This window comes from Melghirimyces algeriensis, assembly GCF_900182565.1.
GTDB classification, from domain to species: domain Bacteria; phylum Bacillota; class Bacilli; order Thermoactinomycetales; family DSM-45169; genus Melghirimyces; species Melghirimyces algeriensis.
Genome location: NZ_FXTI01000001.1, coordinates 345,652 through 372,449 on the forward strand (window position 1 = coordinate 345,652; position 26,798 = coordinate 372,449).

A 26,798-nucleotide genomic window follows, 5' to 3' on the forward strand; every position below is an offset into this window, starting at 1 on the left:
CATATTATATGATTGTCCATAATGCAAAAGGTGTATATAATTATATTATACACTTTTGTACATAATAAAACATTTGTGTATATCTATATACAATTTTGTTCAGGTGGTCTGCTATGCTGGAATCAAAAATCTCTCTTTTATCGTTGGCTTTACCTTGGGACCCATCGATGGATGTCAAGAAAATGAAAGTGGTTTCGGAAAAGGGATTGCTCTTTGATTTGCCTGATTTGGATGAAGGAAAGGATTTGGCCTTACAAGGGGACGATGGAGTGTTTTCGGGGTGGATTCCTTTTAAAAAAATTGTACAGGTGATCTTTCAACAATGGAAAATTTGTCGGACCTATTATGAAACCTTGATTTGTGCAGTGGATCATGCCATTACTGCGGTGGACCGGGAAGGAAACATTGTTTCCTGGAATCACAAATCGGAAGAAATCTTTCAATGTTCCCACGATGAAATCATGGGAAAGCCAATCACCGATTTTTTTGAACAGGATTCCCTGGAAGTGGTCTCTGTCTTGAAAAATGGAAAGGGAGTGATCAGAAAATATCATCAGCCCTACCCTGGAGTATCAGTGCTAATTAATGCGTTGCCTGTTGTACTGAATAAGAAGGTGATCGGTGGAATTTCTGTTGAACAGGACATTACCGATGTGGTGAGACTGAATGACGAGTTGTCTACAACGTTTGCCTATATACGGGATCTGGAAGATAGAATTGATAAAAAGCAATCAGATGATCCATTTCATAAGATCAAAGGAAGAAGCAAATCGATTCGTAAGGCCGTTGAGATGGCCCAAAAAGTTGCCACTACGGATGCTTCTGTATTGATCACAGGAGAGAGTGGTGTGGGAAAAGAGTTGTTTGCCAATGCGATACATAAATCCAGTTCCCGGTCAAATGGCCCCTTTGTGGATATTAACTGTGGAGCCATCCCGGCTCCATTATTTGAAAGTGAACTGTTCGGCTATGAAAAAGGGGCTTTCACTGGTGCCAATAAAGAAGGAAAAAAAGGAAAGTTTGATATGGCCAAAGGTGGGACCCTCTTTTTGGATGAAATCGGTGAAATGCCTTTGGATCTCCAAGTAAAGCTTTTACGAGTGTTACAGGAAAAGCAGTACTACCGAATCGGGGGAAATGAGCCCATTCCTCTCGATGTGCGCATTATCTCTGCCACGAATCGGAACCTGGACGAGATGATCCAAGAGGGGTTGTTCCGACAGGATCTGTATTATCGCTTAAATATTGTATCCATAGAGGTACCTCCTTTACGTGAACGAAAGGAGGATATTCCAGAGCTGGTACAACTGTGTTTGAATGAGTTTGCAATCAAATATTCAAAACCTGTTCCGGGAATTGATTCGGAAGTCATGTATCGTTTTGTTCATTATCATTGGCATGGGAATATAAGGGAATTAAGGAATATAATGGAGCAAATTGTAATTTTGGCGGATGAAGGCGTGATTCAGCCTCGCCACCTCCCGGCAAGCTTTGTCAAAAATGAAGGGAGGAATTCCTCTGATGATCGGTTGAATCATGTTCCGGTTGTTGACAGCGAAGAGTCACGCATTCGAGAGGCGCTAATGACCACATACGGGAATAAAAGTGCTGCAGCCAAGTTGCTGAACATTTCCAGATCTACGTTATATAATAAGATCCGAAAATACAACTTGTGACAACGATCCCTCTTCCAAAAAGGAAGAGGGATCGTTTGCTTTTAAGGATGATGATGGGAGAGGAAACTCTAGAGGTTTTCTTTCTCTCTGAGGGTTTGGATAATCCCCTGGCATCCGGCTTTCACCAAACGGTAGGTTTCTTCAAAGTCTCCTGTAAAGTAGGGGTCAGGAACCTCGTGATAATCGGTTTCAGGGATGAAACGGACAAACTGGTAAATGTTTGAGTCGCTGTTACCGGCTAACTGTTTGACGTCCCGGTAATTCTGTTGATCCATAACAATCACATAATCAAAATGTTTTAGATCATCAGCCTTGATTTGTCTGGCCTGAATTCCCTCATCGGAAATTGCATACTTCGACAGAATGGTACGGGTTCCCTGATGAGGGAATTCGCCGATGTGCCAGTCTCCTGTTCCTGCAGAGTCAACCCGAACACGGTCTAACAGCCCATGTTCTTGGAGTTGATGCCGAAATACGGCTTCAGCCATGGGAGATCGGCAAATATTACCAAGACATACAAACAGAACAGATACCATTATAAAAACTCCTTTTCCGATGATATAAGTCCCCTTTTTACTCATTATAAAACATTCCTCTCTCTTTTGAGCGGAAAAATATCCACCTGGAAAATGAAAGCGGTTTAAAAAAATTAATAAAAGAAAGCTTGCAATACAGCAGGGAGGGGATTATAATGTCCGTTATACAAAAACATATGTCTTTATCAGGAGGACGGATCGGTGAATTCCAACGATGAAACCTTCTATCTCATTCGTTCTGACATGTTGCCAGAAGCCATTCAAAAGACGGTAAAAGCCAAATCCATGTTGGCTTCTGGGGAGGCTCAGACGGTTCAGGAGGCTGTGGAGCGGGCAGGGATCAGTCGCAGTTCATTTTACAAATATAAAGATGGAGTTTATCCCTTTAATGCCATGATGAAAGAAAAGATTGTAACAGTAGCCTTGACCTTGGAGCATCGAGCAGGAGTGTTGTCCGGGATCTTGGCCTACATGGCGAAATACAGGGGGAATGTATTAACCATTCATCAAACGATTCCACTCCAGGGAGTTGCCAATGTGACCTTATCGATTGATACAGCTCAGGTAACAGAGAGTCTGACGGAACTGATCCAGGGATTGAAAGATATGGATGGGGTGTTTCGGGCTGCCCTTGTGGGACGGGGAGAATAAAGAGATGCTGAAAGGAGTGGAGAGAATGGAGCAACCCATTCGTGTAGGACTGATGGGATTGGGGACGGTAGGTTCAAGCGTAGTTCAGTTGTTGGAAGCCAATCAGGAGGATCTTTTTCATCGGTCGGGGAAGCAGATTGTCGTTGAAAAAGTTTTGGTGAAACATCCGGAGAAAGACCGATCGATCCAGGTTCCTTCAGAATGTTTAACCGATCAATCCGATGAGATTCTTAAAAATGAGCGTATTGATCTGGTGATAGAAGTGATGGGAGGGATTGAACCAGCCCGTTCCTATATCTTGGAGGCATTGAAACATGGGAAGCATGTGATCACCGCCAATAAAGATCTAATGGCTCTTCATGGGGAGGAAATCCTGTCCGTTGCTACAGAAAAAGGCTGTGATGTTTTTTATGAAGCAAGTGTTGCCGGGGGGATTCCTGTTCTTCGTGCATTGACAGAAGGACTTTCTTCGGACCGCGTCACGAAGATCGTAGGGATTGTAAATGGAACGACCAACTATATCCTTTCGGAGATGCTCAATAAAGAGGCACCTTTTGAGAAGGCATTAGCGCAGGCTCAAGAGCTGGGGTATGCTGAAGCTGACCCCACAGCTGATGTGGAAGGGTTGGATGCTGCGCGTAAAGTGGCGATTCTGGCGACTTTGGGCTTTCGTACCCGTGTGTCTCTGAATGAGGTGTTTATACGGGGAATTGGAAGTGTGACATTGGAAGACGTTCGCTTTGCGATGCAATTGGGATATATTTTGAAGTTGGTCGGCATTGCACAGCGGGATGAAGACAAGGTGGAAGCGAGCGTACAGCCGGTGTTGTTGCCTGAAGCGCATCCTCTTGCGTCAGTAAATGGAGTGTTTAATGCGGTCTATATTTATGGGGAAGCGGTGGGTGAGACGATGTTTTACGGACCGGGAGCGGGTGGAATGCCTACCGCCACAGCTGTGGTTGCTGATCTGGTGACTGCGATTCACAATATAGGCATGGGTGTCAGCGGGCAAAAGGTTGTCAGACCTTATCAGGAAACTGTGCTAAAAAGCTCGAAGGAAGTATTCTCCAAACATTTTCTTCGCCTTCGCGTGGCAGATCATGCCGGTGTAATGGCTCGGTTAACCGGAATATTTGCCGAGGTGGGAGTCAGTCTGGAAAAAGTGTTGCAGGTTCCTGGAGGGCAGGATCAAGAGGCTGAGATTGTGTTGGTAACTCACCGGACCAGCCAATATCAGTTGGAAGAAGTGTGTCACCGAATGGAAGAGCTTCCGGTGGTGCATCGATTGATGAGTCATTACCGGGTCGAAGGGGGAGAGGATTGATGGATCTTGGACTGATCAAACGTTATCAATCATTTTTGCCTGTATCTGAAAAAACCCCTTTTTTGACGCTTTACGAAGGAAATACCCCCTTGATTAAAGCGAAACAGCTTTCCCAGGAGTTAAAGCTTGATCTTTATTTAAAAGCAGAAGGGTTCAATCCCACAGGTTCGTTTAAGGATCGCGGTATGGTGATGGCCATCGTGAAAGCGGCGGAAGCCGGCAGTCAGGCGGTAATATGTGCATCTACCGGAAATACTTCCGCTTCTGCTGCTGCTTATGCGGCTCGAATGGGACTTCGATGCATTGTGGTCATTCCTGATGGCTATGTTGCCTTGGGAAAACTCTCTCAAGCAGTGGTATATGGAGCGGAAGTGCTGTCCGTCCAGGGAAACTTTGACCAAGCATTGGATATTGTTCGGGAGATTGCGGACACCTCTTCCGTTACCTTGGTGAATTCAGTAAATCCTTATCGGATTGAGGGACAGAAAACGGCGGCCTTTGAGGTATGTGACCAACTGGGGAAAGCTCCAGATTTCTTGGCGATTCCTGTGGGAAATGCGGGAAACATCACAGCGTATTGGAAGGGGTTCAAGGATTATCGAACTGCGGGTCATATTGAAACCCTTCCTCGCATGTGCGGTTTTGAGGCAGAAGGTGCAGCGGCAATTGTTCAGGGAGAACGGGTGGAACAACCGGAGACGGTGGCTACGGCGATTCGGATTGGAAATCCGGCCAGTTGGGAGACCGCCGAGAAGGCGGCCAAGGAGTCTAACGGCCTGATTGACAGTGTGACAGATGAAGAAATTTTGGATGCTTACCGTGACCTGGCCCAAAAAGAAGGGGTGTTTGCTGAGCCGGCATCCGCAGCATCCTTGGCAGGGGTTAAAAAATTAAGGAGAATGGGGAAGCTTCCTGAAGGTGTACAAGTTGTCTGTGTTCTGACCGGGAATGGCCTGAAAGATCCATCAACAGCCATGGATGCCGTTCCAGTCAAACCTCGTGTTTTGCCTTGTGAGCGGGAGGCCGTAATGGAAGCGATGACGAGGGGTGGGAGACGATGAAGCCGTTTCAGTCCTTTGAGGTAACAGTGCCTGGAAGCAGCGCAAATATGGGTTCAGGATTTGATTCCATCGGATTGGCAATCAATCGGTATCTCCGGATACGTTTTTCTCCGGCTGAGGAGACAAAAGTGATAGTTAAAGGGGATGAACTGCAACGCTTGCTTCGGGAAAAGAAAAACCTGATCATCGATGTGATGCGGGATGTTTTTCAAAAAATGGATCGTCCCATGCCTTCGTTCCAAATGGAAGTGGAAACAGAAATCCCTTTGATGCGTGGGTTGGGAAGCAGTGCCGCCGCCATCGTTGCTGGCTTGATCGCTGCCAACCATCTTTTGGGAAACCCTTTCGACAGGGAGGCATTGTTTCAAGAGGCGGTTCATTGGGAAGGGCATCCTGACAATGTGGGTCCGGCGCTGTTCGGTGGATTGGTGGTGGCTGCGTGGGATGGAAACAAAGCACATGCCATACAGGCACCGATTCCGCCATTTTCCGTGGTGGCAGCCATTCCCGGAAAGCCACTGGCCACGTCAAAAGCCAGAGAGGTTTTACCCAGTCAGCTAAGTCATCAAGAGGCGGTTTTGGGTAGCAGTCGAGCCAATCTGTTGACGGCTTCGTTATTTACCGGTGATTGGGAAGCGTTTCGAGTGGGATTGATGGATTGCTTTCATCAACCCTATCGAAGCTTACTGATTCCGGGGTTGGATCAGGTATTGCAAGGGGCCGTGAAACATGGTGCTCTGGGCGCAGCATTGAGTGGGGCAGGTCCGACGGTTGTAGCCTTTGCTTTGGACCCGGAGCCAGTGCATCACTTTATGGAGGAAACGTTTCAAAAAGAGGGAATGTTAATGGATATCCTGAGACTGCGTCCCTGTGAAAGGGGGGCGACCGTTCGGTTGACAGGGAAAGAAGATCGTAGTAGAGTGTTTGAAAAAATTAAAGGAGCTGGCCGATGAATGAGGTAGCCTATCTCGGTCCACGAGGAACATTTACCTATGAGGCAACACAAGCCCTGTTTCCAAAAACCGATTTCCAGCATACACCCTGCAACTCGATTCCGGATGTATTGACTGCGGTGGATCAAGGGGAGGTTGCCTACGGAGTGGTGCCTGTAGAAAATGCCATTGAAGGTTCAGTTAACTTGACCCACGATTGGTTGGTGCACCATGTTCATGTTCAAGTGACTGGAGAGTTGATTTATCCGATCAAGCAGAACCTGATGATCCATACTCAAAATCGTATGCTTTCTCCTTCCCGATTTACCCAGGTGTTGTCTCACCCTCAGGCAATTGCTCAATGTCAATCGTACTTGAGAAAACACCTTCCCAATATTGATGTGACGTATGTGGATAGTACGGCTGAGGCAGCCCGTCAGGTAGCGGAAAATCCAGAAGAAAATTGGGTGGCAATCGGTCCACAGAGTGCAGGAAAGATTTATCATTTGTCTATCCTGAGTACCGATATCCAGGATTATCCCAATAACTTTACCCGGTTTATTGCTGTGGGAAAGCCTTGGTCTCATCCTTCAGCGACTCCTTCCGGAAAGAAGAGCAGTCTTCTGGTGACGCTGCCTACTGATTTTCCGGGGGCATTATATCGTGTACTATCCTCTTTTGCGAAACGTGGAGTGAACCTGTCCCGGATTGAATCCCGGCCGACAAAACGAAAATTGGGCACCTATCATTTTTTTATCGATGCAGAACAGGAATCCAATGAATTGGATATCATTGCTGCAGTGGATGAAATAAAAGCATGGGGATGTCAAGTGCGCCATCTGGGATCTTATCCCTGCTATTTTTTCGAAAAAATTGGGGGCACAAACCGGGTTGACAACAGAGAACGATAACCCTATAATCTTCGTTAAACCAAGTTTTTGAAATCATTTGATTGATTAATCAGAAGGATACCTAGGGTTCCGCTTCGCTTTTTGGCGAAGGTCTGGTCCAAGCGGTATCAACACCGGATGCCCGGTGTACACCGTGGGGAAAAAAACCCCTTGCGGCAGGTTCTGATTTTAGTTCAACCTGTGCAAGGGGTTTGTTGTATCTAAAATCAAGCTATCGGGGGTGTCATGATGGAAGATCGTTGGGTGTTTATGAATGGTAAATATGTGAAACAGACGGAGGCCTCTGTCTCCATCTTTGACCACGGGTTTCTTTACGGAGATGGTGTATTTGAAGGCATTCGTGTCTATGAGGGAAATGTATTTCGTTTAAAGGAGCACTTGGAACGACTTTATGAGTCCGCCCGATCCATCCTTTTGGAGATTCCGTATCCAATTGGCGAGCTGGAGAAATATGTACTGGAAACGGTACAAAGGAATCGTCTGACCAACGCTTATATTCGCCTTGTGGTTTCCCGTGGAGTGGGAGAGCTTTGTTTGGACCCTTCCAAGTGTTCCGATCCGCAGGTGATTATTATTGCCGATCAGGTGAAAATGTTTCCAAAAGAAATGTATGATAAAGGTCTGAAAGTTGTAACGGTTCCCACCCGACGCAATATCCCCGATGCTTTAAATCCTAAAATCAAGTCTCTGAACTATTTGAATAATGTGCTGGTAAAAATTGAAGCGAACCAAGCCGGGGTCGGAGAGGCCTTGATGCTGAACAGTGACGGCTATGTTGCTGAGGGATCAGGAGACAATATCTTCATCATTAAACGGGGAAGGCTATATACACCTCCGTGCTATGTTGGAGCCCTGGATGGAATTACCCGACAGGCGATTATGGATCTCTGTAAACGTCTGGGGTATCAAGTTATTGAAGAGCCTTTCACCCGGCATGATGTATTTGTGGCTGATGAGTGCTTCCTTACCGGAACGGCTGCTGAAGTGATTGCGGTAGTTGATGTGGATGGTCGCAAAATCGGTGATGGTCAACCGGGACCCATTACACGTCATCTTTTGCAGGAGTTTCGTAAGTTGGTGACGGTGGATGGTTCCAAAGTCTATTCAGAGGTTGGTGTAGACTCAAAGAGTGAAGAAACGACCATTCAAGTAGGTTAAATCAGAATAACTGGGAGGCTTGCCATTGGAGCAAGTCTCTTTTTTTATTTCGTTCAATTGTTAAATTTAACCGGATTGACATCCTGTATATACATGTTTATGCTTGTGATGAAAGCGTTTTATGTAAGGGCTTTCTAGTCAGGATTGTGTATATAGGGTGAAATCATTGTTTTTTATTTGTTCTTTATCCTGTATATACAAGGTGTAGGTTGAGTATTTATTTTAAAATGGGGAGTGATGGAATATGATGAAGCTCCAGTCGATCTCGTTTGATTTCTTTCAGCGTGTTGGCCGTTCCATGATGGCGGTTGTGTTGATTCTCCCTCTTGTCTCGATCCTGATGGGGTTGGGAGGTGTTCTGCTGAATCCCAACGTTCATGAGATCCTGCCTTTTCTCTCTAACAATGGATTTCAGGTTACCGGAGAATTGATGCAACGAGCTGGACAAGTTGTCTTTAATAACCTTCCGGTTCTGTTTGCTGTTGCGATTGCGATTACATGGACTGGAGCAGGCATGGCTGGTTTCAGCTCCCTGATTGCTTTCTTTATTCTGCATACCGTGCTCGGTTCCCTGATTGATATTACAGATTTGAAAATCAATGAAAAAATGTTGGGGACCGAATTGGGGATTGAGACGATGCAGACAGGTGTTTTTGGCGGCATCTTGATTGGTTTTCTAACGGCCTATTTGTATAATAAATTTCATCGTACCAAGCTTCCTGATGCGATTTCTCTCTTCAGCGGAGAGCGTTTGGTGCCTATTGTGGCTTCTTTTGCTGCTATTGGGGTGGCTGTGCTCTTTTATTTTATCTGGCCTTTGGTGGGAATGGGTATTCTAGCTTTGGGTGAGTATGTGGCAACTCATACCAACCCCGTTGTTGTTGGCCTGTATGGCGGAATTGAGAAGCTGTTGATTCCATTTGGTCTGCACCATATTTATAATACCCCGTTACTCTTTACAGAAATTGGTGGCAGTTATGAAGCCTTGGAAGGCGCCCGTATTGTGGGAGATCAAAATGTCTATATCGCTCAAGTGATTGATAAACTGAGAGATCCATCGGTCACTCTCACAGGCGGAACCTACATTGCCGGAAAGTTTATCCCTGTGATGTTTGGATTGCCGGCAGCTGCGTTAGCCATGATCCGGGTGGCTCACGATCGCCGGAAAGCGAAAGCTCGCTCCCTTTTGATTGCTGCTGCAGTTACCGCCTTTCTTACGGGAATTACAGAGCCGCTGGAGTTTACCTTCCTGTTTGTGGCGCCGGTTTTGTACGGAGTTCATGCTTTGCTAACGGCTGTGGCGTTCGGTTTGGCCAACTTTTTGGAGATGAAGGCCGGTTTTGCCGGTGGATCGGGACTGATCGATTTTGTATTGTTTAATGTATTGCCTAACCATTCCAATGCCTGGCTTTTGACCATCGGTCTCGGCCTTGTATTTGGCGTGATCTATTACTTTACATTCCGCACCTTGATTATTACCAGAAACTTAAAGACCCCAGGGCGGGAGGACACAGAGGAAGAAACACGCCTTTATACCAAAGATGAAGCCCGTGAAAAAATGGGGATTACGCAACAACATGGACAGGTGGAAACGAAAGATTGCAACAGTCGTGCACATCAAATTCTTGAGGCTCTAGGGGGAAAGGAAAATATCACAAAATTGGATGCCTGTATCTCCCGTCTTCGTGTCGGGGTGAAAAATGCTGACCAAGTAGATGAAGAAATGCTGAAGAAACTTGGAGCTTCCGGGGTTCTGAAAGTGGCGGATGGAGTGCAAGCCGTTTATGGAACGCGTTCCTCAGTTATCAAAGAAGAGATTCGTGAAGTTATGGAAAAGGAGAGATAAAGTGAACGAATGGTGGAGAAAAGCGGTTGTCTACCAAATCTACCCAAAAAGCTTTAATGACACCACAGGCGACGGAATCGGTGACCTGCGAGGAGTAATCGAAAAGTTGGATTACTTGGCGGAACTGGGTGTGGATGTTCTCTGGCTGACACCGGTTTATGCCTCTCCGCAAAGGGACAATGGATATGATATCAGCGATTACCGCCGGATCCACGAAGCATATGGAACCATGGAGGACTTTGAGGAATTGCTCAGAGAAGCTCATGCTCGCGGTCTGAAAGTAATGATGGATATGGTGGTAAACCATACTTCAACGGATCACCCTTGGTTCCAGCAAGCACGTCGCTCCAAAGACAACCCCCGACGAAACTTTTATATCTGGAAAAAAGGAAGGAATGATGGTCCTCCAACCAATTGGCTGTCCAAGTTTGGAGGGTCTGCGTGGAAAAAAGATGAACGAACCGGGGAATATTACCTTCATCTCTTTGATGTCACCCAAGCGGATTTGAATTGGGAATACCCTCCTGTCCGGGAAGAAGTATATGATATGATGCGTTGGTGGCTGGATAAAGGGGTGGATGGTTTTCGTCTTGATGTGATTAATCTGATCTCCAAAGATCAACGATTCCCTGATGATCCAGAGGGAGACGGCCGTCCGTTTTATACAGATGGCCCCCGTATTCATGAATATTTGCAAGAGATGAATCGTGAGGTTTTTTCCAAATACGATATGGTGACAGTGGGTGAGATGTCTTCCACCAGCATTTCCGAATGCATACAATACACCCGGCCCAATCGCAGGGAGCTCGATATGACGTTTCAGTTTCATCACTTAAAGGTGGATTATCCGAATGGAGAGAAGTGGGCCCAAGGGGATATGGACTTTCTTCGCTTAAAACGGATCTTGGCAGAGTGGCAGACAGAAATGCATGCGGGTGGGGGCTGGAATGCACTTTTCTGGTGCAACCATGATCAGCCGCGCATTGTTTCCCGGTATGGAGATGATGGCTTATGGCACACGGAGTCGGCCAAAATGTTGGCCACGGTGATCCATCTCATGCAAGGAACCCCTTATATTTATCAAGGGGAGGAGTTTGGAATGACGAACCCGCAATTCGTCTCCATCGATGAATATCGGGATGTGGAAACCCACAACATGTATCGGATTCTTTTGCAACAGGGAAAAGATGAAGAAGAAGTGATGAAGGTCATCCGAGAAAAATCCCGCGACAATGCCCGTACCCCTATGCAATGGGATAACTCCAAAAATGCCGGCTTTACGGATGGTACGCCCTGGATCGGAGTGGCCCATAACTATGCAACCATCAATGCGGAAAGAGCCCTTTCCGATTCCAATTCAATCTTTTACCACTACAAAGAATTAATTCGGCTTCGCAAGACATATGACATTGTAACCACAGGGGGTTTTCAGCTCTTACTGGAAGAACACCCGGATCTGTTTGCTTATCTCAGAAATGGCGATCATGAAAAACTGTTGGTGGTAAACAACTTCCGAGGGCATGACACGGTTTTCACACTACCACGAGAGGTTTCTCACCTGTCTGATTGGACAGGAGAATGTTTGCTTTCCAATTATGCAGATTCGCCGACCGATTTTCGAATGCTGACACTTCGTCCTTATGAATCTGTGGTTTATCGGTTGACACCAAGATCAGAAGCCAAAGGTGGTGCAGAAAGGACTGGATGCGATGGATAATATCTATTTAACAATCTATAACCAATTGGTTCAGCAGATTGAATCCGGTCGGCTTCGTCCCCAATCCAAGCTTCCGTCCGAGTATGAGCTGACAAAGATGTACGATACCTCCCGTGAAACGGTGCGGAAAGCGTTAAACCTTCTGGCTCAGAATGGTTATATACAGAAAGTGAAAGGGAAAGGTTCCTTTGTATTAAATGTCAACCAAATGGAGTTTCCTGTGTCAGGGTTGGTCAGCTTTAAGGAATTGACCCAGCGCCTGGGAAAAGAGTCTCGCACAAAGGTGATATCGTTGAAAGCGATGGCTCCGGATGAATCTGTTGCCGCTCACTTAAACATTTCACCTTCCCAGCCGGTTTGGCAAGTGATTCGAACCCGTTCCTTTCAGGATGAAGCAATTATTCTGGATAAAGATCACTTTCGCCAAGACATTGTTCCGGAACTGACTACGGAGATCTGTGAGGACTCCATCTATGAATATTTGGAACGCAGATTGGACAAACCGATCAGTTTTGCCAAAAAAGTGATCACCGTGGAGGAACCTTCAGAAGAGGATTGGGAATTATTGGATTTTGATGGCTATCCCATGATTGTCGTTGTGAAAAATTACGTCTATCTGGAAGATGCAACCCTCTTTCAATATACAGAATCCCGCCACCGACCGGATAAGTTTCGTTTTGTCGATTTTGCCCGGCGCTATCATTAAACAGCCTACCCCTTCCGTTTCCCAGGAGGGTGTATGTCCATTAGCATGTGACTAAGTAAATAAAAAGAGCCGATCTCCAAAATGGAGCCGGCTCTTTTTATCATGCGTTTCCAATCCAGTCTGTATGGAAGGTGCCTTCTTTGTCAATCCGTTGATAGGTGTGGGCACCAAAGTAATCCCGTTGCGCTTGCAGGAGGTTGGCGGGCAGACGTTCGGAGCGGTAGCTGTCGTAATAAGCGAGTGCACTGGACATAGCCGGTACGGGAATTCCGCTGTGAATGGCCAAAGCCAATACCTTCCGCCAGGCGTTCTGATATTGGTCCACGGCGTCCCGAAAGTAGGGAGCGAGAAGTAGATTGGAGAGGGCTGGCTCTTGGTCATAGGCGTCTTTAATGTTTTGCAGGAAACGAGCCCGAATAATGCATCCTCCGCGAAAGATCATGGCAATAGAGCCATAATCCAGGTTCCAGCCATATTCGTTGGAAGCTGCGCGCATTTGGGAAAATCCTTGAGCGTAAGAACAGATTTTACTGGCGTAAAGTGCTTGACGAATGGATTCAATCCATTCTGTTTTGTTTTCAGTGGCCATTTTTCCCGCGTCAGGACCGGTCAATATGCGTGATGCCTTGCTGCGTTCTTCTTTCATGGCGGACAGAAAGCGGGAAAATACGGACTGGGTGATGAGTGTAAGTGGCTCCCCCAAATCAAGAGCACTCTGGCTGGTCCATTTGCCAGTTCCCTTTTGGCCGGCGGTATCCAGAATCACATCCACCAGTGGTTTGCCTGTTTCCTCATCTTTTTTGGTGAAGATATCCGCTGTGATTTCAATCAGATAACTGTCCAGTTCACCTTGGTTCCATTCCTGGAATACCTGATGCAGTTCATCCGTATTTAGGCCAAGGACTTCTTTCATCAGGTGGTAGGCTTCGGAGATGAGCTGCATATCTCCGTATTCAATCCCGTTATGAACCATTTTGACATAATGGCCTGCTCCATCAGGGCCGATATAGGTGGTGCAGGGATCTCCATCCACATGGGCCGCGATGGACGTTAAAATGGGCTTCATCTCTTCAAACGCATCGCGAGGTCCGCCCGGCATAATAGAGGGCCCTTTTAAGGCGCCTTCTTCTCCGCCGGAGATCCCGGCCCCCATAAAACGGATTCCTTCCCTTTCCAATTCCTGAGAACGGTTTAATGTATCTTTAAACCATGCATTTCCGCCATCAATCAGAATATCCCCTTTGGAAAGAAGCGGTTTTAATTGTTGAATGGTGGCATCCGTAGGTCCACCGGCCTTTACCATCAGGATGATTTTTCGCGGTTTTTCCAAAGACTCCACAAATTCTTCCAGATTGTAAAACCCTTGAATCTCTTTCCCGCTTGCTTCCTTTAGAAACTTCTCTGTTTTTTCCGGGGAGCGGTTATAGACAGAGACGGGATAGCCCTTGCTCTCAATATTTAGTGCGAGATTTTTACCCATCACCGCCAAACCGATCACACCGATTTTTTGCTTGGACATCTGCATCGTCCTTTCTACTGGATGTATAAAAAAGATCGAGGGTCGGACAGGCTCATTTAGTCATTGTTTCAGTTTTTCCGGGGTTTGTCCAGTCCTGAAGTTTGACATTGATGATTTCGATGTGCATCTGCCATCTTTACCCTAATATATCATGTCTTGAGAGAAATTATTTTCTGGTTCATTGCTCTAATGAAGATTCCTTGCTTATCGGATATTCATTTTTCTATCTTTGGGGGTGCAAATAGCCTATAGGCGCATATATATAGAGATGTATGTTCTAAAAAGGGAGGGAACTTCATTTGAAATTGCACATTGTTCAGCCGGGAGACTCACTTGAAAAAATAGCCCGGCGCTTTGACATCCCTCTGAAACGCTTAGTCGAGGTCAATCCAAACCTGGATGTCGCTGAATTGAAAGTGGGAAGCAAGGTGCGAATACCTGGCAAAAAGGTTCCATTGAACCGACGCATGGGGCAGAACGCTTCCATATCGGTGGAAAAACCAAGATCAGCATTCGAATCACCCGAATCACCTGAATCTTCCATGGAAAAACCCTTGCCTGAACGTCGTCCGAAGGAACCGATGAACATTCCTCCGATGCCGAAAGCGCCGGAGTATGGAGGAGTGATGTCACCTTATCCCATGCCTGGTTACCCAGGGGGGGATGGTTCCTACGGGTATCCAATGCCTTATCCACCTCCATCCAGGCACTTTGAACCGTTTCACTCACCTGTACAGATGCCATATCCTCCAATGTCTGTTCCTCCGCCCTGGTTTACACAACAACCCTGGCAGGGAGAACCGGGACAATCGATGCCTTTTGAAATGGTTCCGGGTTACGGACAACCGCCTCAACAGCCTTTTACAGGCTATGGAGCACCACCGATGAACCCTTTTTTTGAACTGTCGCAGATCCCCTATCCCGAATCAGCAACAAAGCAGCAGCCAGAGAAACAGTCTTTTGAAGAGCAAACATTCCAAACAGAGGAGGAGGAAGGCAAGGAAGAGGATACCCTGGATTTTTCTTCTCTTCTTTACGAGGAAGCAGATGATTGGAAGGAAAGTTCGTCAGAGAAATAGGGACGACTGAAAAGGGGGTGGGGTGGGATGAGCGGTATCAATATTTTGGACTGGGAAAGAATGTTGGGAGAACAAGTGATACACATCCAAAAATACCGAAAGCAATGGTTGTTGGAAACTGCTTCGGGAAAGTGGGTGGCGAAGCCATGCCGTTCGCATGCTCATCTTCGTTGGTGGTTTTGGGTGGATTGTGAACTTCGTCAGCGGGGATTTGATCGAATGCCTTTGTGCCGGACGGATGGTCGTACATGGTTGTTAACCGCCTGGATCGATGCCCGACCTGCTTCCTATCATCGCATGGATGAAGCTGGAAAAGCAGCTGATCTTCTCTCCCGCTTTCATCAAGCTGGTCGGGGATTGCTCACACCACCGCCCTATTGCCGTTTTTATTCTTTAAGGGAGCGGATTGAATCAAGATACCGTTCCTTTTCTTTATTGTTGGATCAAGCGGAGCAAATGGAAGGGGAGCTTGGGCAGTTACTGAGAAGGTATGGTAAGGAATTTCTTCGGTTGGGAAACGATAGTAGACGGAAGTTGATGCAAATCCCTTTGCAAGAATGGACGGACTGGGAAAGAAGCCGGCGTTGTCTCACCCATCGTGACCTGGCAAGTCATAATGTATTGATTGATTCATCAGGGAATGGATGGCTGATTGATTTTGAAACAGCAGATTATGATGCCCAGGTGGGTGATCTCTGGCAACTGTTATCCAGGACGTTGTCACAACATCGTTGGGATGTGGTTGTGTTTAAGCGGATTCTTTCCAATTATGAATCTCACCGTGTTCTGGCACCGATTGAGCGGTTGATTCTTGCCTCATTGCTCGGTTTCCCCAACGAATTTTTTCGTGAAGCTGTGGGGATTTCGTTGAACAAAGAGGGATACATGAAAGAAAAGACTCTTCCGTATTTAAACAAGATTGCCGAATCGCTGTCCGGCTACCGGGACTTCCTCAATCGGTGGATTGGTTGGTAGAATTCGGTGGTTATGATATGATATTTTTGTGAGAGCGAGAAAACCTTGGCTTCGGCTATGAAGCGAAATGGGAGTATTCGGAGAGGGTGTAAATATACACCCAACGATGGATTGCATTAGAAAGATATCAGGATGATCCGCCATGCCGCTTTGAGCAGGTGGATCTTTTGGTGTTATCGTACTGATGGATTTTTTTGTTGAGGTGATAGTGATGGCAGGCCATTCAAAATGGAAAAATATCCAACATCGTAAAGGCCGTCAGGATGCACTTCGTGGTAAGCTGTTTGCTAAACTGTCCCGTGAGATCATGGTGGCGGCAAGGGAAGGAGGAGGGGATCCCGATCAAAACCAACGCCTGCGTCTGGCCATCTCCAAGGCCCGTTCTCAAAATATGCCTAATGACAACATTGAGCGGGCGATTAAACGTGGAACAGGAGAAGAGGCAGGCGGCAACTATGAATCCGTCACTTATGAAGGGTACGGCCCAGGAGGAGTGGCGGTGATGGTAGAGGCGTTGACGGATAACCGCAACCGGACTGCCGCAGATTTGCGTCATCTGTTTTCTAAAAGTGGTGGGAATTTGGGTGAAAGCGGTTGTGTTGCTTGGATGTTTGATCGGAAAGGACTTCTGGTTGTCGACCGAAAAACTGTGGATCTGGATGAAGAGGATATGCTTCTTCAGGCACTGGAGGCAGGGGCCGAAGATTTGGAAACAGGGGCCGATACGTTTGAAGTGATTACCTCACCGGATCAATTTGAAGACGTAAAACATGCATTGGAGAAGGAAAAGTTCTCTTTCACCGCATCTGAGGTGACGATGGTTCCTCAAAACACGGTAAAATTAACGGGAGACCATGTGTCTAAAATCCTTCAGTTGATGGAGGCACTGGAAGATCATGATGACGTACAAAATGTATATGCCAACTTTGAGATCGACGATGTCGTACAAGAAAAAGAAAACCTCAGTGAATGAACATCAACGTTTCAAATCTGTCCCCTGTGGGCAGTTTTTTTGTTTTGTTATCAGGGTTTGTTTGATTTTCCAAGTGGAACAATAGCATCAGAAAGGAGGAGAAAGATTGCATCATGATCAGCGGGAGCAAAACAAAAAGGGATTGACCATTGCCCTTTTCATCACAGCCGGTGTGATGGTGCTTGAATTCATCGGAGGTCTTCTGACCAACAGCCTGGCTCTTCTGTCTGATTCAGGTCATATGTTAAGTGATACCGCTTCTCTCGCTCTAAGTATGGTTGCTATGCGCTTTGCAACACGGCCTCCGTCTCCGACAAAAAGTTACGGTTTCTTTCGATTGGAAATCCTGGCTGCTTTGTTTAACGGGGTTACATTATTGCTTATCACCGGATGGATCTTTTGGGAGGCAATACAACGGTTTCGCTCACCACCAGAGGTGGTTGGTGAGCCGATAATTGCAATTGCGGTAATTGGATTGGTTGCCAATCTGATAAGTGCGTGGTTTTTAATGAAAAAAGGAGATATTTCACAGAATGTGAATCTCAAAAGTGCATACCTGCATGTACTGGGGGATGCACTGGGATCTTTGGGGGCGATACTGGCCGGTGGATTGATGAGTCTGTTTGCTTGGTATATCGCAGATCCGGTGATCAGTGTGTTGGTAGCAGTCCTGATATTGAAAGGGGCGTGGGGAGTGATCCGTCGCAGCATTCATATACTGATGGAGGGAACGCCGGTTGCGGTTGATCTGAACGAAGTCAGGAGAGTGTTACAGGCGATTCGTGGTGTACGCAACATTCACGATCTTCATATTTGGACCATTACCTCTGGGTTAGATGCATTAAGCTGTCATCTGGTGATCGATGATGAACAGGATGAACAGACGATTCTGCAAGAAGCGATCCAAACCGTTGAGGAACGATTTCATATCCGTCATACGACAATTCAGGTGGAAACGTCAGAGTTGAAACATCCTGAAACAGAGATTTAACAAAAAAGAAACGCCATGGAGCATTCCACAGCGTCTCTCTGTTGATGATCAAACCCAACCCATTCCCCGTGCAACCTGAGCCACCGTAAATGTGACACCGATGGCCATTGCTGTGGGAATGGCAAAAGACAGGAAGGTCCATTTGGGACTTTTGGTTTCTTTGTAGATATTGATCAGAGTAGTTCCACATGGATAGTGAAGCAAGGAGAACAACATCATGTTCAGAGCTGTAAGCCAGGTCCATCCGTGATCAAGAAAGATTTGTTTCAGAGCCGCCATATCTTCCACCTCGGTCATGGCTCCGGTGGACAGATATCCCATCATCAGAATGGGGAGTACAATTTCGTTAGCCGGCATTCCAAGAATGAATGCCATCAGGATGAAGCCATCTAGACCAAGAGCACGAGCAAAGGGGTCCAGGAAGGCGACAATATGTTCCAAAATGCTTAATTCGCCGATGAATATATTGGCTAAAATCCAAGTGATCACACCCGCTGGAGCAGCCACAATGACTGCCCGCTTCAAGGTGAACAGAGATTTATCCAAAGTGGCTCGAATGACTGTGTTCCAGAACTTGGGTCGCCGATAGGGGGGCAATTCCAAGGTGTAATGGGTAGGGACCCCTTTTAAAGCAGTCTTGGACAAAATCCATGATACCAACAATGTGATTACAACACCAAATAATACCATCCCCATGACAATGGCTGCGGTGGCAAAGGTTTGCAAGCCGCTTGCAACACCGGCTGCCATAAAGAGAGAAGAAAGTAAAATGAGTGTCGGCCATCGACCGTTACAGGGAACGAAATTGTTGGTTAAAATGGCCAGCATTCGTTCTCTGGGAGATTCAATAATTCGGGTAGACATAATCGCTGCGGCATTGCAGCCGAATCCCATGGCCATTGTCAGGGATTGTTTCCCATGTCCCCCGGAGCGTTTGAAAAGACGATCCATATTGAAGGCAACACGGGGCAGGTATCCGAAATTCTCCAACAGAGCGAAGGCGGGAAAAAAGATGGCCATGGGTGGCAACATGACACTGACAACCCAGGAAATCCCACGGTAGAGACCCAATACTAAAAGGCCATGAAGCCAATCGGGAGCGTGTATGGCTTGAAAACCAAGGGTAATGTAACCTTCCAACCATCCAAAGGTTTCCGCCAGCATGGAGGATGGGACGTTGGCACCTGCGATGGTGAGCCAAATGATCACGCCCAGCATTGCCAACATAATGGGAAATCCCCAGGTCCGGGAGGTTAGAATGTGATCCAGTTTTTCGGAGCGGTGAAGTTTTTGACGATCCTGATAGTGGACCACTTCGTCGCAAATGGATTTGGAGGCCCGGAAAATCTGCCCCACGATTTCATCCCGACTGGACGGTTCCGTCATGGATTCGGCTTCGGAAAAAAGGGAGTCCAGTTGCTTATGCTTCGACTGGGTAAGGGGATTTAAGGTTTGCTCCATCCGGTGCTCCCTCCTTGGGAATGCGTTTTTTCAGGGCATTGAGCATGGAACGCTCCCCATCCAGCAATCGGAGAGCGATCCAGCGGGATGGGAGTTGATCTCCAAAGATGTTTTCAATCTGGGATTGAATGGATTGAATTTTTTCTTCTATTTTTTCACTGTATCGAATTCGGTAAGGACGGGTTTGGATTCTTCCTTCAGCAACTCTTGTGACAATCTTTTTCAATTCGTTGATTCCCTTGCCATCCCGTGCCGAAGTTTTGACGACGGGAACTCCCAGCTTGGAAGATAGTTTTTGGTCATGGATGCGAATGCCTTTTCGAATGGCTTCATCGATCATATTCAGGCAAATCACCACCCGGTCCGACATTTCCAGTACTTGCAAGGCCAGGTTCAGATTTCGTTCCAAAGAGGTGGCATCCAGTACCACGATGGTGACATCCGGCTGTTCAAAAAGAATGTAGTCTCTTGCCACCTCTTCATCTGCCGAGTTGGAGTAAAGAGAGTAGGTGCCGGGAAGATCGACGACGGTGTAGTTCTTTTCCTGAAACCGATATTCCCCTTCTGCACACAGGACGGTTTTCCCTGGCCAGTTACCGGTGTGTTGACGTAACCCGGTCAGTGTGTTGAAAAGGGTGCTTTTCCCTGTATTTGGATTTCCAGCCAAAGCAATACGATATGGCATCTCTTTTGAAGGATATTTCATAAGATCACTCTCCCAAGACTTCACCAAATATTCTGGAGCTTTCTTCGACTCGCAACGCGATAGTTGTATTGCTTACCCGCAGGGCAACAGGGTCACCTAAAGGACTTTTTCGTAAAATGTGAACATCCGCACCGGGTATAAACCCTAGGTCAAGCAGACGACGGCGCATGGTTCCATCCAGTTCCAGTCGGTTGATGCGCAGGGTTTGACCGGGTTTTGCCTCTGACAGTGGAATTTCGGTATTCATCTTGGTGCCTCCCAATCCATTAGGCAAATGGTTTATGAAATGTGCGCTTAGGCATCAATGTTTTATTGAGCTATTATTTTTTCTTGAGGAAAGCATTTTTGCCTTAGTGCAAAAATGCCCTATTAATATAATATGCCTATGGAGTGAAAAGTGTCAAGGATTTATTCATGTCGTAAGGTATATTCCTGTGTATTGGTGGAATCCTGAAATGGATCAGAAATTTTACGGAAGGAGTGAGTCGATGCGGTATTTCCAAATTTTGTTGATAAAGTTTGCTTCAATCTTTCTAAGCCTGGTTGTAGCTTTGGGATGGGTTCAGAACCTGAACTGGATTCATCTTTTGGTGATTGGGTTCTTATATTCTCTGGTCAGTTATATAGTTGGAGAGATCATACTTCTTCCCTATGTCAATAATACGATTCTTACATTATTGGATTTCGTGCTTTCCCTGATGGTGATCACATTTGTGGGAAACCGTCTGTACGGGATGGATCTTACCTTGATCAATCTTTCTTTTTTTGCGAGTGCCGCAATCTTTATTGCTGTGGTTGAATGGGTGGTTCATGCTTATGTACAAAAAAACATGCTTAAAAGGCCTTTGTAACAATAAAAATGTGTAACAAACAAAAAAGAAGCCGGGCGTTATGATCCGGCTTGAGATGTTTCTGGGTGTCGAGCAGGTGGCTCGAAGTCCATTCTTCCCCTCTGTTTTTAAGGATTTTTTACCCGTTTCCAGGTAAGAGCGGGATATTCCCGTACATAACGTTGAAAGGCATCATTATTGATATAGCCACCTTGGCGGGAGTCGTAGTTCTGTTCAAATTTAACCACTTTCCATCGGCCGCTGGTCCGTTGGACCCGAACTTTATAATCCCGTTTGTCGGAGGGTCGGTGAATCAGGATGGTTTTGGAGAACATTTGTGAATCCGTAGGAGAGACGGTGACCAGAATCGGTGGATTTTTCTTTTTAGATGTAGCGGTCTGTTCAACCCGCCATCGAAGATCTTTTACGTCAGATTGGTGTTTTAGCATTTCACCTGAATGATCGAAATCCCCCTCTACCCAAACTTTCTTATAAAAATCGACAGCAACCTTTTCCGGACCAGTCAATTGATTGCTTCCGCAACCGACACAAAGAAGAAGAATGCCGAGAAAAAGATTGAACATCTTCTTACCATACATCTTGGCAACACTCCTATGAGTGTATGTTTTGTCTCTTTATCTTTTACAGAAAAGGTGGTTTCTATGCGACGATCTCCCGACAATGAGTTAACTTGTGATATAATTCATTCGGTATCAGAGAATAAATGTTCCCGAATGGATGGGGAGGAAGACGTGTGAAAATTATGGGAATCGATCCCGGCATTGCCATTGTGGGTTACGGCGTGATCGATCAAGTAGGGAATCGGTTAAAACCGGTCAATTACGGAAGTATTCAGACGGAAGCGGGTCTTCCGACCGCAACGCGACTGAAACAGATCTATGACGCTGCGACAACGTTGTTTTCGCATTTTAAGCCTGAAGTTGTAGCGATTGAAAAATTGTTCTTTAATCGCAATGTAACAACTGCTTTTACTGTGGGGCAGGCACGTGGGGTGATTATGCTGGCAGCGGAAGAGGCTGGAGCGGCGATTACCGAATATACCCCCCTTCAGGTAAAGATGGCAGTCGTGGGATATGGACAGGCACAGAAGCGCCAAATTCAGGAGATGGTAAAAACACTTCTCAAGCTTCCCGATATCCCCAAACCGGATGATGTGGCTGATGCTTTGGGAGTGGCCATCTGTCAAGCCCATTCCACGACCTTTACTTCCCTTCAGACTGGAAAGGGGAGGGGAGGCAGTTGATTGATTACATAAAAGGGATCGTAGCTTATCGCACAACAGATACTGTCCTGATTGAAACGCATGGGGTGGGGTACCGGATTTTTTGTTCCAATCCTTTTGAGTGGGAAGAAGGAGCGACAGTTCAAGTCTTTACCCATCAAGTCATCCGAGAGGATGCCCATCTGTTATACGGTTTCAAGGAACGGGATATAAGAGATCTGTTCCGACTTCTATTGGATGTATCAGGCATTGGTCCCAAGGTGGCTCTATCGATCACAGGAGCTGGTCAGCCGAAACATTTGGTAAAGGCTGTGGAAGAGGAAAATCTGAAATTTCTTACCAAATTGCCGGGGATTGGGAAAAAGACCGCCCAGCGGATCGTGCTGGATCTAAAAGATAAGCTTGAAAAGGCAGGATGGACCCGCCGGTTTGCAGATGCGGTTCAGGAGTCCACACCCAACGGTCTACAGGAGAGTGAGCGGACCCAGGAGGCAATTGAAGCGATGAAGAGCCTGGGATATAATGAAGGAGAGGCGTCTCAGGCTGTTCAAGAGGCTAGGGAAGGGTTTGGTGAAACCTCTCCCAACCTCGATGAATGGATTCGACGTGCACTTCAATTATCCATGAAGCGGCAGGGAGGAGGAATGAGGGATGGATGAACGAATCATCTCTTCCCATATGTCGATGGAAGACGAGCCGGTGGAATTCAGCCTGCGTCCTCGGTATCTGAACGATTATATCGGACAGACACGGGTAAAGGAAAATCTGAAAGTGTACATAGAAGCGGCACGGATTCGCAAAGATCCGCTGGATCATGTGCTGCTTTACGGTCCGCCTGGATTGGGAAAAACGACCTTGTCCCAGATTATTGCCAATGAAATGGGAGTACAGCTGCGGACGACTTCAGGTCCGGCGATTGAACGGCCAGGTGACTTGGCGGCGATTTTGACAAATCTGGAAAGCGGGGATTTGCTGTTCATTGATGAAATCCATCGTCTGAATCGCAGCGTGGAAGAAGTGCTTTATCCAGCGATGGAGGATTTTGCTCTGGACATTGTAATCGGAAAAGGACCCAGTGCCCGTTCGGTTCGGCTGGACCTTCCACCATTTACGCTGGTGGGGGCCACAACCCGTGCGGGGGCTCTTTCCTCCCCTTTGCGTGATCGGTTTGGGGTCGTCAGTCGGTTGGACTATTATAAAAAAGAAGAGCTTACCTTGATCGTGATGCGGGCTGCAGATCTGTTGCAGGTTTCGATTCGTGAGGATGGAGCGGAAGAAATCGCCTGTCGATCCAGGGGAACCCCCCGGGTGGCGAATCGCCTGCTGAAGCGAGTAAGGGATTTCGTTCAGGTGCAAGGGGACGGTATCATCACTTCAGAAACGGCCAAAGACGCATTAAATCGGATTCAGGTGGATAAACTGGGACTGGATGAAGTGGATCACAAGCTTTTAAAGTCGATTATGAAACATTTCCGCGGTGGACCGGTGGGTCTGGAAACGATCGCGGCGACGATTGGTGAAGAGGCTCACACGATAGAAGATGTCTACGAGCCTTATCTGATGCAGACCGGATTTCTTCAACGAACTCCGCGGGGGCGCATGGTAACTCCGCGTTGTTACGAACACTTTGGGGTGGAAATGCCACAATGAACCTGTTTCCTAAAACACTGATTTTCCTGGGTGTGACTTTGGTGGTTGTCGGTCTGATTTGGCATCTGGGTGGTCGCTTTTTCAACCTGGGGCGACTTCCCGGAGATATTGTGATTAAAAAGGAAAATATTTCATTTTACTTTCCGATTGTATCCAGTATTGTGATCAGTTTGGTTCTTTCTTTCCTATTATACCTGTTTCGCCTGTTCCGGTGAGGGGCGGGCGTTTTTCCTGTCAGAGAGGACGATCGATGTATGGATGTAACTATGTTTGATTTTCATTTACCGGAAGAATTGATTGCACAAGAACCGATCAGGGAGCGCAGCAACTCCCGACTGATGGTTGTGGACAGAGAAGAGGGGACAGTGACCAACCGGAAGTTTCCTGATCTTTTAAATTACCTCATCCCCGGAGATGTCCTCGTTGTCAATGATACCCGTGTGCGGCCTGCACGATTGGTTGGAATGAAGAAGGATACGGGAGCCAAGGTTGAACTTCTATTGTTAAATCCCTTGGGGAACAATCGATGGGAAGCATTGGTGAAACCGGCAAAGCGGGTTCGGGAAGGAACGGAAATTTGTTTCGGGGATGGGGTATTGACTGCGGTGGCTGAACAAAAGACCGAGGCTGCCGGGGGGAGAATATTCCATCTTCAATATGATGCACCGGATATTGAACAGCTTCTGAAATCATTGGGTGAAATGCCTCTTCCCCCTTATATTCGCAAGCAGTTGGATGAACCGGAACGGTATCAGACCGTATACTCAAAAAACGTTGGTTCCGCTGCAGCTCCAACGGCAGGTCTTCATTTTACTCCTGAGTTGTTGGAACAGATGAAAGAGATGGGAGTTCAGATCGCCCCGATTACGCTTCATGTCGGTTTGGGGACGTTTCGTCCGGTTACCGCGGAGAAGGTGGCGGAGCATCAGATGCATGCTGAATACTATGAGGTGTCTGACCGTTCGGCAAAGATCATTCAAAAAGCCAAAGCAGAGGGAAGAAGAGTTGTTGCCGTAGGGACGACTTCTGTGCGCACATTGGAAAGTGTTGCACAGGAGCATGGCGAAATTGTGGCCACAAGTGGTTGGACGGATATATTTATCTATCCCGGATTTCGTTTTCAAGTGGTGGATGCATTGCTCACCAATTTCCATCTTCCCCGATCAACGCTTTTAATGCTGGTCAGTGCATTTGCTTCACGCGAACTCATTTTAAGTGCCTATCACGAGGCGGTTCGGGAAAAGTATCGTTTTTTCAGTTTTGGGGATGCTATGTTGATTCTTTAAAGTGCCGAATCGTTGTTTATCCGGCGGAAGTCTTAAGGTATACTGTATAAGTAGGAGGAAGCTCCATTGGCTGTTCATTACGAATTAATCAAAACCTGCGGGCAGTCCGGAGCCCGGCTCGGACGCTTACATACCCCACATGGAACAATGAAAACGCCTGTGTTTATGCCTGTGGGAACCTTGGCTACAGTAAAAACCATGAGCCCTGAAGAGTTGAAGGAGTTGGGAAGTGGGATTATTCTTTCCAATACCTATCATCTTTTTCTGAGGCCAGGTCACGATGTCGTCCAGGAAGCGGGAGGATTGCATCGTTTTATGAATTGGGACCGAGCAATCCTTACCGACAGCGGGGGATTTCAAGTATTCAGCTTGGCAGATCTCCGTCAAATCTCTGAGGAAGGGGTTTCCTTTCGCTCTCATTTGAATGGGCAACCACTTTTTCTCAGTCCGGAGAAATCGATGGAGATTCAAAATGCGCTGGGTGCGGATGTGATCATGGCCTTTGACGAGTGTCCGCCCCACCCTGCAGAACGTGATTATGTAAAGGATTCATCGGACCGAACCTATCGATGGTTAAAACGTTGTGTTGACAGCCATCGTCGAAAAGAGGACCAGGCCTTGTTCGGGATTATCCAGGGAGGGATGTACCGCGATCTTCGAGAAGAGAGTGCAAAACAAATCACCTCTGTAGATCTTCCGGGATATGCGATCGGGGGATTGAGTGTTGGTGAGCCCAAGGAAATGATGTATGAAGCGCTGGAATGGACCGTACCTCTCATGCCCAAAGCCAAACCGCGGTATCTGATGGGTGTTGGTTCACCCGATGCGCTGGTAGAAGGGGTCATTCGCGGAGTGGATATGTTTGATTGCGTTTTGCCTACACGGATTGCTCGAAACGGAACCATTATGACCAGCCGGGGACGTGTTGTGGTTCGCAATGCAAAGTATGCCCGTGATTTCTCCCCGTTGGACCCGGAGTGTGATTGTTATACCTGTCGAAACTATTCCAGAGCGTATCTCCGTCATTTGCTTAAAGCGGATGAGATTTTTGGTCTGCGGCTTACCACGTATCATAACCTGCATTTCCTGCTCCAGTTGATGAAACAGGTGCAACAGGCGATTCAGGAGGATCGTTTGCTCGATTTTAGAAACCGTTTTTTCGAACAATACTACGGTTCATTGACACCGGAGCGGAATTTCTAAACACTGGGAAAAGGACTTAAATGATTAGGAGGACTTTCCATGGAACAGCTCGCACAGTTTTTACCGATTATACTCATCTTTGCCGTTTTTTACTTCTTGCTTCTCCGTCCCCAACAGAAACGGCAAAAACAAAGAAACGCCATGCTTTCTTCACTGAAAAAAGGGGATAAAATCATTACCATCGGTGGTTTGCATGGGACGATCATGGATTTAACCGAAGATCGGATCACATTGAAGGTAAATGACAACTCCCGATTGATTTTTGAGCGTTCGGCAGTAAATGCTGTGGTAAATCCGGAAGAGAACAATAAGGAAGAGAATAAAGATAGTTAATCCATCGATGGATCTTTCAACAAATGGGACG

At 46.8% G+C, this 26,798-nt stretch carries 28 protein-coding genes and 1 riboswitch; of the genes, 22 read left to right on the forward strand and 6 right to left on the reverse strand.

From position 1 onward, the window contains the following. Positions 1-113: 113 nt before the first annotated feature. Positions 114-1,676 (forward strand): sigma-54 interaction domain-containing protein, encoded by a 1,563-nt coding sequence (locus FN782_RS01590; protein ID WP_142504013.1) that lies wholly within the window; start codon positions 114-116, stop codon positions 1,674-1,676. A gap of 68 nt (positions 1,677-1,744) precedes the next feature. Here the strand turns inward: FN782_RS01590 and FN782_RS01595 are convergent, their stop codons facing one another. After that, entirely contained in the window at positions 1,745-2,212 is a 468-nt protein-coding gene (locus tag FN782_RS01595; RefSeq protein WP_142504014.1) for a low molecular weight protein-tyrosine-phosphatase, read from the reverse strand. A gap of 201 nt (positions 2,213-2,413) precedes the next feature. On the opposite strand from FN782_RS01595, the gene FN782_RS01600 reads away from it, so the two are divergent. The 9 genes from FN782_RS01600 (at position 2,414) to treR (ending at position 12,518) form a co-directional block, all read left to right on the forward strand. Beyond that, positions 2,414-2,863, forward strand: coding sequence for an ACT domain-containing protein (locus FN782_RS01600; RefSeq protein WP_142504015.1), 450 nt, complete (start codon positions 2,414-2,416; stop codon positions 2,861-2,863). A 25-nt stretch (positions 2,864-2,888) separates the two neighbouring features. Continuing rightward, a complete protein-coding gene (locus FN782_RS01605) occupies positions 2,889-4,187 on the forward strand; it encodes a homoserine dehydrogenase (RefSeq protein WP_142504016.1) in 1,299 nt (432 codons plus the stop codon). Then, positions 4,184-5,248: a threonine synthase gene (gene thrC / locus FN782_RS01610; protein WP_142504017.1), complete on the forward strand. Its 1,065-nt coding sequence runs from the start codon at positions 4,184-4,186 to the stop codon at positions 5,246-5,248. The genes FN782_RS01605 and thrC overlap by 4 nt, the downstream gene beginning before the upstream one ends. Continuing rightward, a complete protein-coding gene (thrB, locus tag FN782_RS01615) occupies positions 5,245-6,201 on the forward strand; it encodes a homoserine kinase (protein ID WP_142504018.1) in 957 nt (318 codons plus the stop codon). The genes thrC and thrB overlap by 4 nt, the downstream gene beginning before the upstream one ends. After that, positions 6,198-7,091 (forward strand): prephenate dehydratase, encoded by an 894-nt coding sequence (pheA, locus tag FN782_RS01620; RefSeq protein ID WP_142504019.1) that lies wholly within the window; start codon positions 6,198-6,200, stop codon positions 7,089-7,091. The genes thrB and pheA overlap by 4 nt, the downstream gene beginning before the upstream one ends. 50 nt (positions 7,092-7,141) lie before the next feature. After that, positions 7,142-7,248, forward strand: a riboswitch (guanidine-I (ykkC/yxkD leader). 71 nt (positions 7,249-7,319) lie between these two features. Continuing rightward, positions 7,320-8,249 (forward strand): branched-chain-amino-acid transaminase, encoded by a 930-nt coding sequence (gene ilvE / locus FN782_RS01625; protein WP_142504020.1) that lies wholly within the window; start codon positions 7,320-7,322, stop codon positions 8,247-8,249. Positions 8,250-8,493: 244 nt separating this feature from the next. Beyond that, a complete protein-coding gene (locus FN782_RS01630; RefSeq protein ID WP_142504021.1) occupies positions 8,494-10,095 on the forward strand; it encodes a PTS transporter subunit EIIC in 1,602 nt (533 codons plus the stop codon). A gap of 1 nt (position 10,096) precedes the next feature. Next, positions 10,097-11,812: an alpha,alpha-phosphotrehalase gene (gene treC, locus FN782_RS01635; RefSeq protein WP_246064808.1), complete on the forward strand. Its 1,716-nt coding sequence runs from the start codon at positions 10,097-10,099 to the stop codon at positions 11,810-11,812. Beyond that, complete coding sequence (gene treR, locus FN782_RS01640) at positions 11,805-12,518, forward strand: trehalose operon repressor (protein WP_185955999.1); 714 nt, start codon at positions 11,805-11,807, stop codon at positions 12,516-12,518. Before treC ends, treR begins: the two co-directional genes overlap by 8 nt. 100 nt (positions 12,519-12,618) lie before the next feature. Here the strand turns inward: treR and gndA are convergent, their stop codons facing one another. Then, positions 12,619-14,037 (reverse strand): NADP-dependent phosphogluconate dehydrogenase, encoded by a 1,419-nt coding sequence (gene gndA, locus FN782_RS01645; RefSeq protein ID WP_142504024.1) that lies wholly within the window; start codon positions 14,035-14,037, stop codon positions 12,619-12,621. A gap of 299 nt (positions 14,038-14,336) precedes the next feature. Here gndA and FN782_RS01650 point away from each other — a divergent pair, with 299 nt between their 5' ends. From FN782_RS01650 to FN782_RS01665, 4 genes are all read left to right on the forward strand, one after another. Then, positions 14,337-15,116, forward strand: a complete 780-nt coding sequence (locus FN782_RS01650; RefSeq protein ID WP_142504025.1) for a LysM peptidoglycan-binding domain-containing protein — start codon at positions 14,337-14,339, stop codon at positions 15,114-15,116. A 27-nt stretch (positions 15,117-15,143) separates the two neighbouring features. Beyond that, a complete protein-coding gene (locus FN782_RS01655; protein ID WP_142504026.1) occupies positions 15,144-16,091 on the forward strand; it encodes a phosphotransferase in 948 nt (315 codons plus the stop codon). Positions 16,092-16,302: 211 nt separating this feature from the next. Then, positions 16,303-17,064: a YebC/PmpR family DNA-binding transcriptional regulator gene (locus FN782_RS01660; RefSeq protein WP_142504298.1), complete on the forward strand. Its 762-nt coding sequence runs from the start codon at positions 16,303-16,305 to the stop codon at positions 17,062-17,064. Between the two features lie 106 nt (positions 17,065-17,170). Then, positions 17,171-18,055 (forward strand): cation diffusion facilitator family transporter, encoded by an 885-nt coding sequence (locus FN782_RS01665; protein ID WP_246064809.1) that lies wholly within the window; start codon positions 17,171-17,173, stop codon positions 18,053-18,055. A 48-nt stretch (positions 18,056-18,103) separates the two neighbouring features. Here FN782_RS01665 and FN782_RS01670 read toward each other — a convergent pair whose 3' ends face one another. The 3 genes from FN782_RS01670 to FN782_RS01680 are packed head-to-tail and all read right to left on the reverse strand — an operon-like array spanning position 18,104 to position 20,469. Beyond that, positions 18,104-19,441 (reverse strand): nucleoside recognition domain-containing protein, encoded by a 1,338-nt coding sequence (locus FN782_RS01670; RefSeq protein ID WP_246064825.1) that lies wholly within the window; start codon positions 19,439-19,441, stop codon positions 18,104-18,106. Between the two features lie 34 nt (positions 19,442-19,475). Continuing rightward, the gene (locus tag FN782_RS01675) at positions 19,476-20,201 is read right to left on the reverse strand and encodes a FeoB small GTPase domain-containing protein (RefSeq protein ID WP_142504300.1); all 726 of its coding nucleotides are present in this window, start codon (positions 20,199-20,201) and stop codon (positions 19,476-19,478) included. A gap of 25 nt (positions 20,202-20,226) precedes the next feature. Next, a complete protein-coding gene (locus FN782_RS01680) occupies positions 20,227-20,469 on the reverse strand; it encodes a FeoA family protein (RefSeq protein WP_142504028.1) in 243 nt (80 codons plus the stop codon). Positions 20,470-20,677: 208 nt separating this feature from the next. Here FN782_RS01680 and FN782_RS01685 point away from each other — a divergent pair, with 208 nt between their 5' ends. After that, positions 20,678-21,073: a DUF2512 family protein gene (locus FN782_RS01685; RefSeq protein WP_185955973.1), complete on the forward strand. Its 396-nt coding sequence runs from the start codon at positions 20,678-20,680 to the stop codon at positions 21,071-21,073. 107 nt (positions 21,074-21,180) lie between these two features. Here FN782_RS01685 and FN782_RS01690 read toward each other — a convergent pair whose 3' ends face one another. Next, the gene (locus FN782_RS01690; RefSeq protein WP_142504030.1) at positions 21,181-21,651 is read right to left on the reverse strand and encodes a hypothetical protein; all 471 of its coding nucleotides are present in this window, start codon (positions 21,649-21,651) and stop codon (positions 21,181-21,183) included. A 155-nt stretch (positions 21,652-21,806) separates the two neighbouring features. Between FN782_RS01690 and ruvC the strand changes: the two genes are divergently transcribed. From ruvC to yajC, 7 genes are all read left to right on the forward strand, one after another. After that, a complete protein-coding gene (gene ruvC / locus FN782_RS01695) occupies positions 21,807-22,316 on the forward strand; it encodes a crossover junction endodeoxyribonuclease RuvC (RefSeq protein WP_142504031.1) in 510 nt (169 codons plus the stop codon). Then, positions 22,313-22,954 carry a Holliday junction branch migration protein RuvA gene (gene ruvA, locus FN782_RS01700; protein WP_142504032.1) on the forward strand — a complete coding sequence of 214 codons (642 nt, stop codon included), beginning with the start codon at positions 22,313-22,315 and terminating at the stop codon, positions 22,952-22,954. The genes ruvC and ruvA overlap by 4 nt, the downstream gene beginning before the upstream one ends. Then, positions 22,947-23,945 (forward strand): Holliday junction branch migration DNA helicase RuvB, encoded by a 999-nt coding sequence (gene ruvB, locus FN782_RS01705; RefSeq protein ID WP_142504033.1) that lies wholly within the window; start codon positions 22,947-22,949, stop codon positions 23,943-23,945. Before ruvA ends, ruvB begins: the two co-directional genes overlap by 8 nt. Next, positions 23,942-24,160, forward strand: coding sequence for a DUF2905 domain-containing protein (locus FN782_RS01710; RefSeq protein ID WP_142504034.1), 219 nt, complete (start codon positions 23,942-23,944; stop codon positions 24,158-24,160). Before ruvB ends, FN782_RS01710 begins: the two co-directional genes overlap by 4 nt. Positions 24,161-24,199: 39 nt before the next feature. After that, positions 24,200-25,231, forward strand: a complete 1,032-nt coding sequence (gene queA, locus FN782_RS01715; RefSeq protein ID WP_142504035.1) for a tRNA preQ1(34) S-adenosylmethionine ribosyltransferase-isomerase QueA — start codon at positions 24,200-24,202, stop codon at positions 25,229-25,231. A 66-nt stretch (positions 25,232-25,297) separates the two neighbouring features. Continuing rightward, positions 25,298-26,434, forward strand: a complete 1,137-nt coding sequence (gene tgt, locus FN782_RS01720; RefSeq protein WP_142504036.1) for a tRNA guanosine(34) transglycosylase Tgt — start codon at positions 25,298-25,300, stop codon at positions 26,432-26,434. 39 nt (positions 26,435-26,473) lie between these two features. After that, a complete protein-coding gene (gene yajC / locus FN782_RS01725) occupies positions 26,474-26,767 on the forward strand; it encodes a preprotein translocase subunit YajC (RefSeq protein ID WP_142504037.1) in 294 nt (97 codons plus the stop codon). The last annotated feature ends 31 nt before the right edge of the window (positions 26,768-26,798 follow it).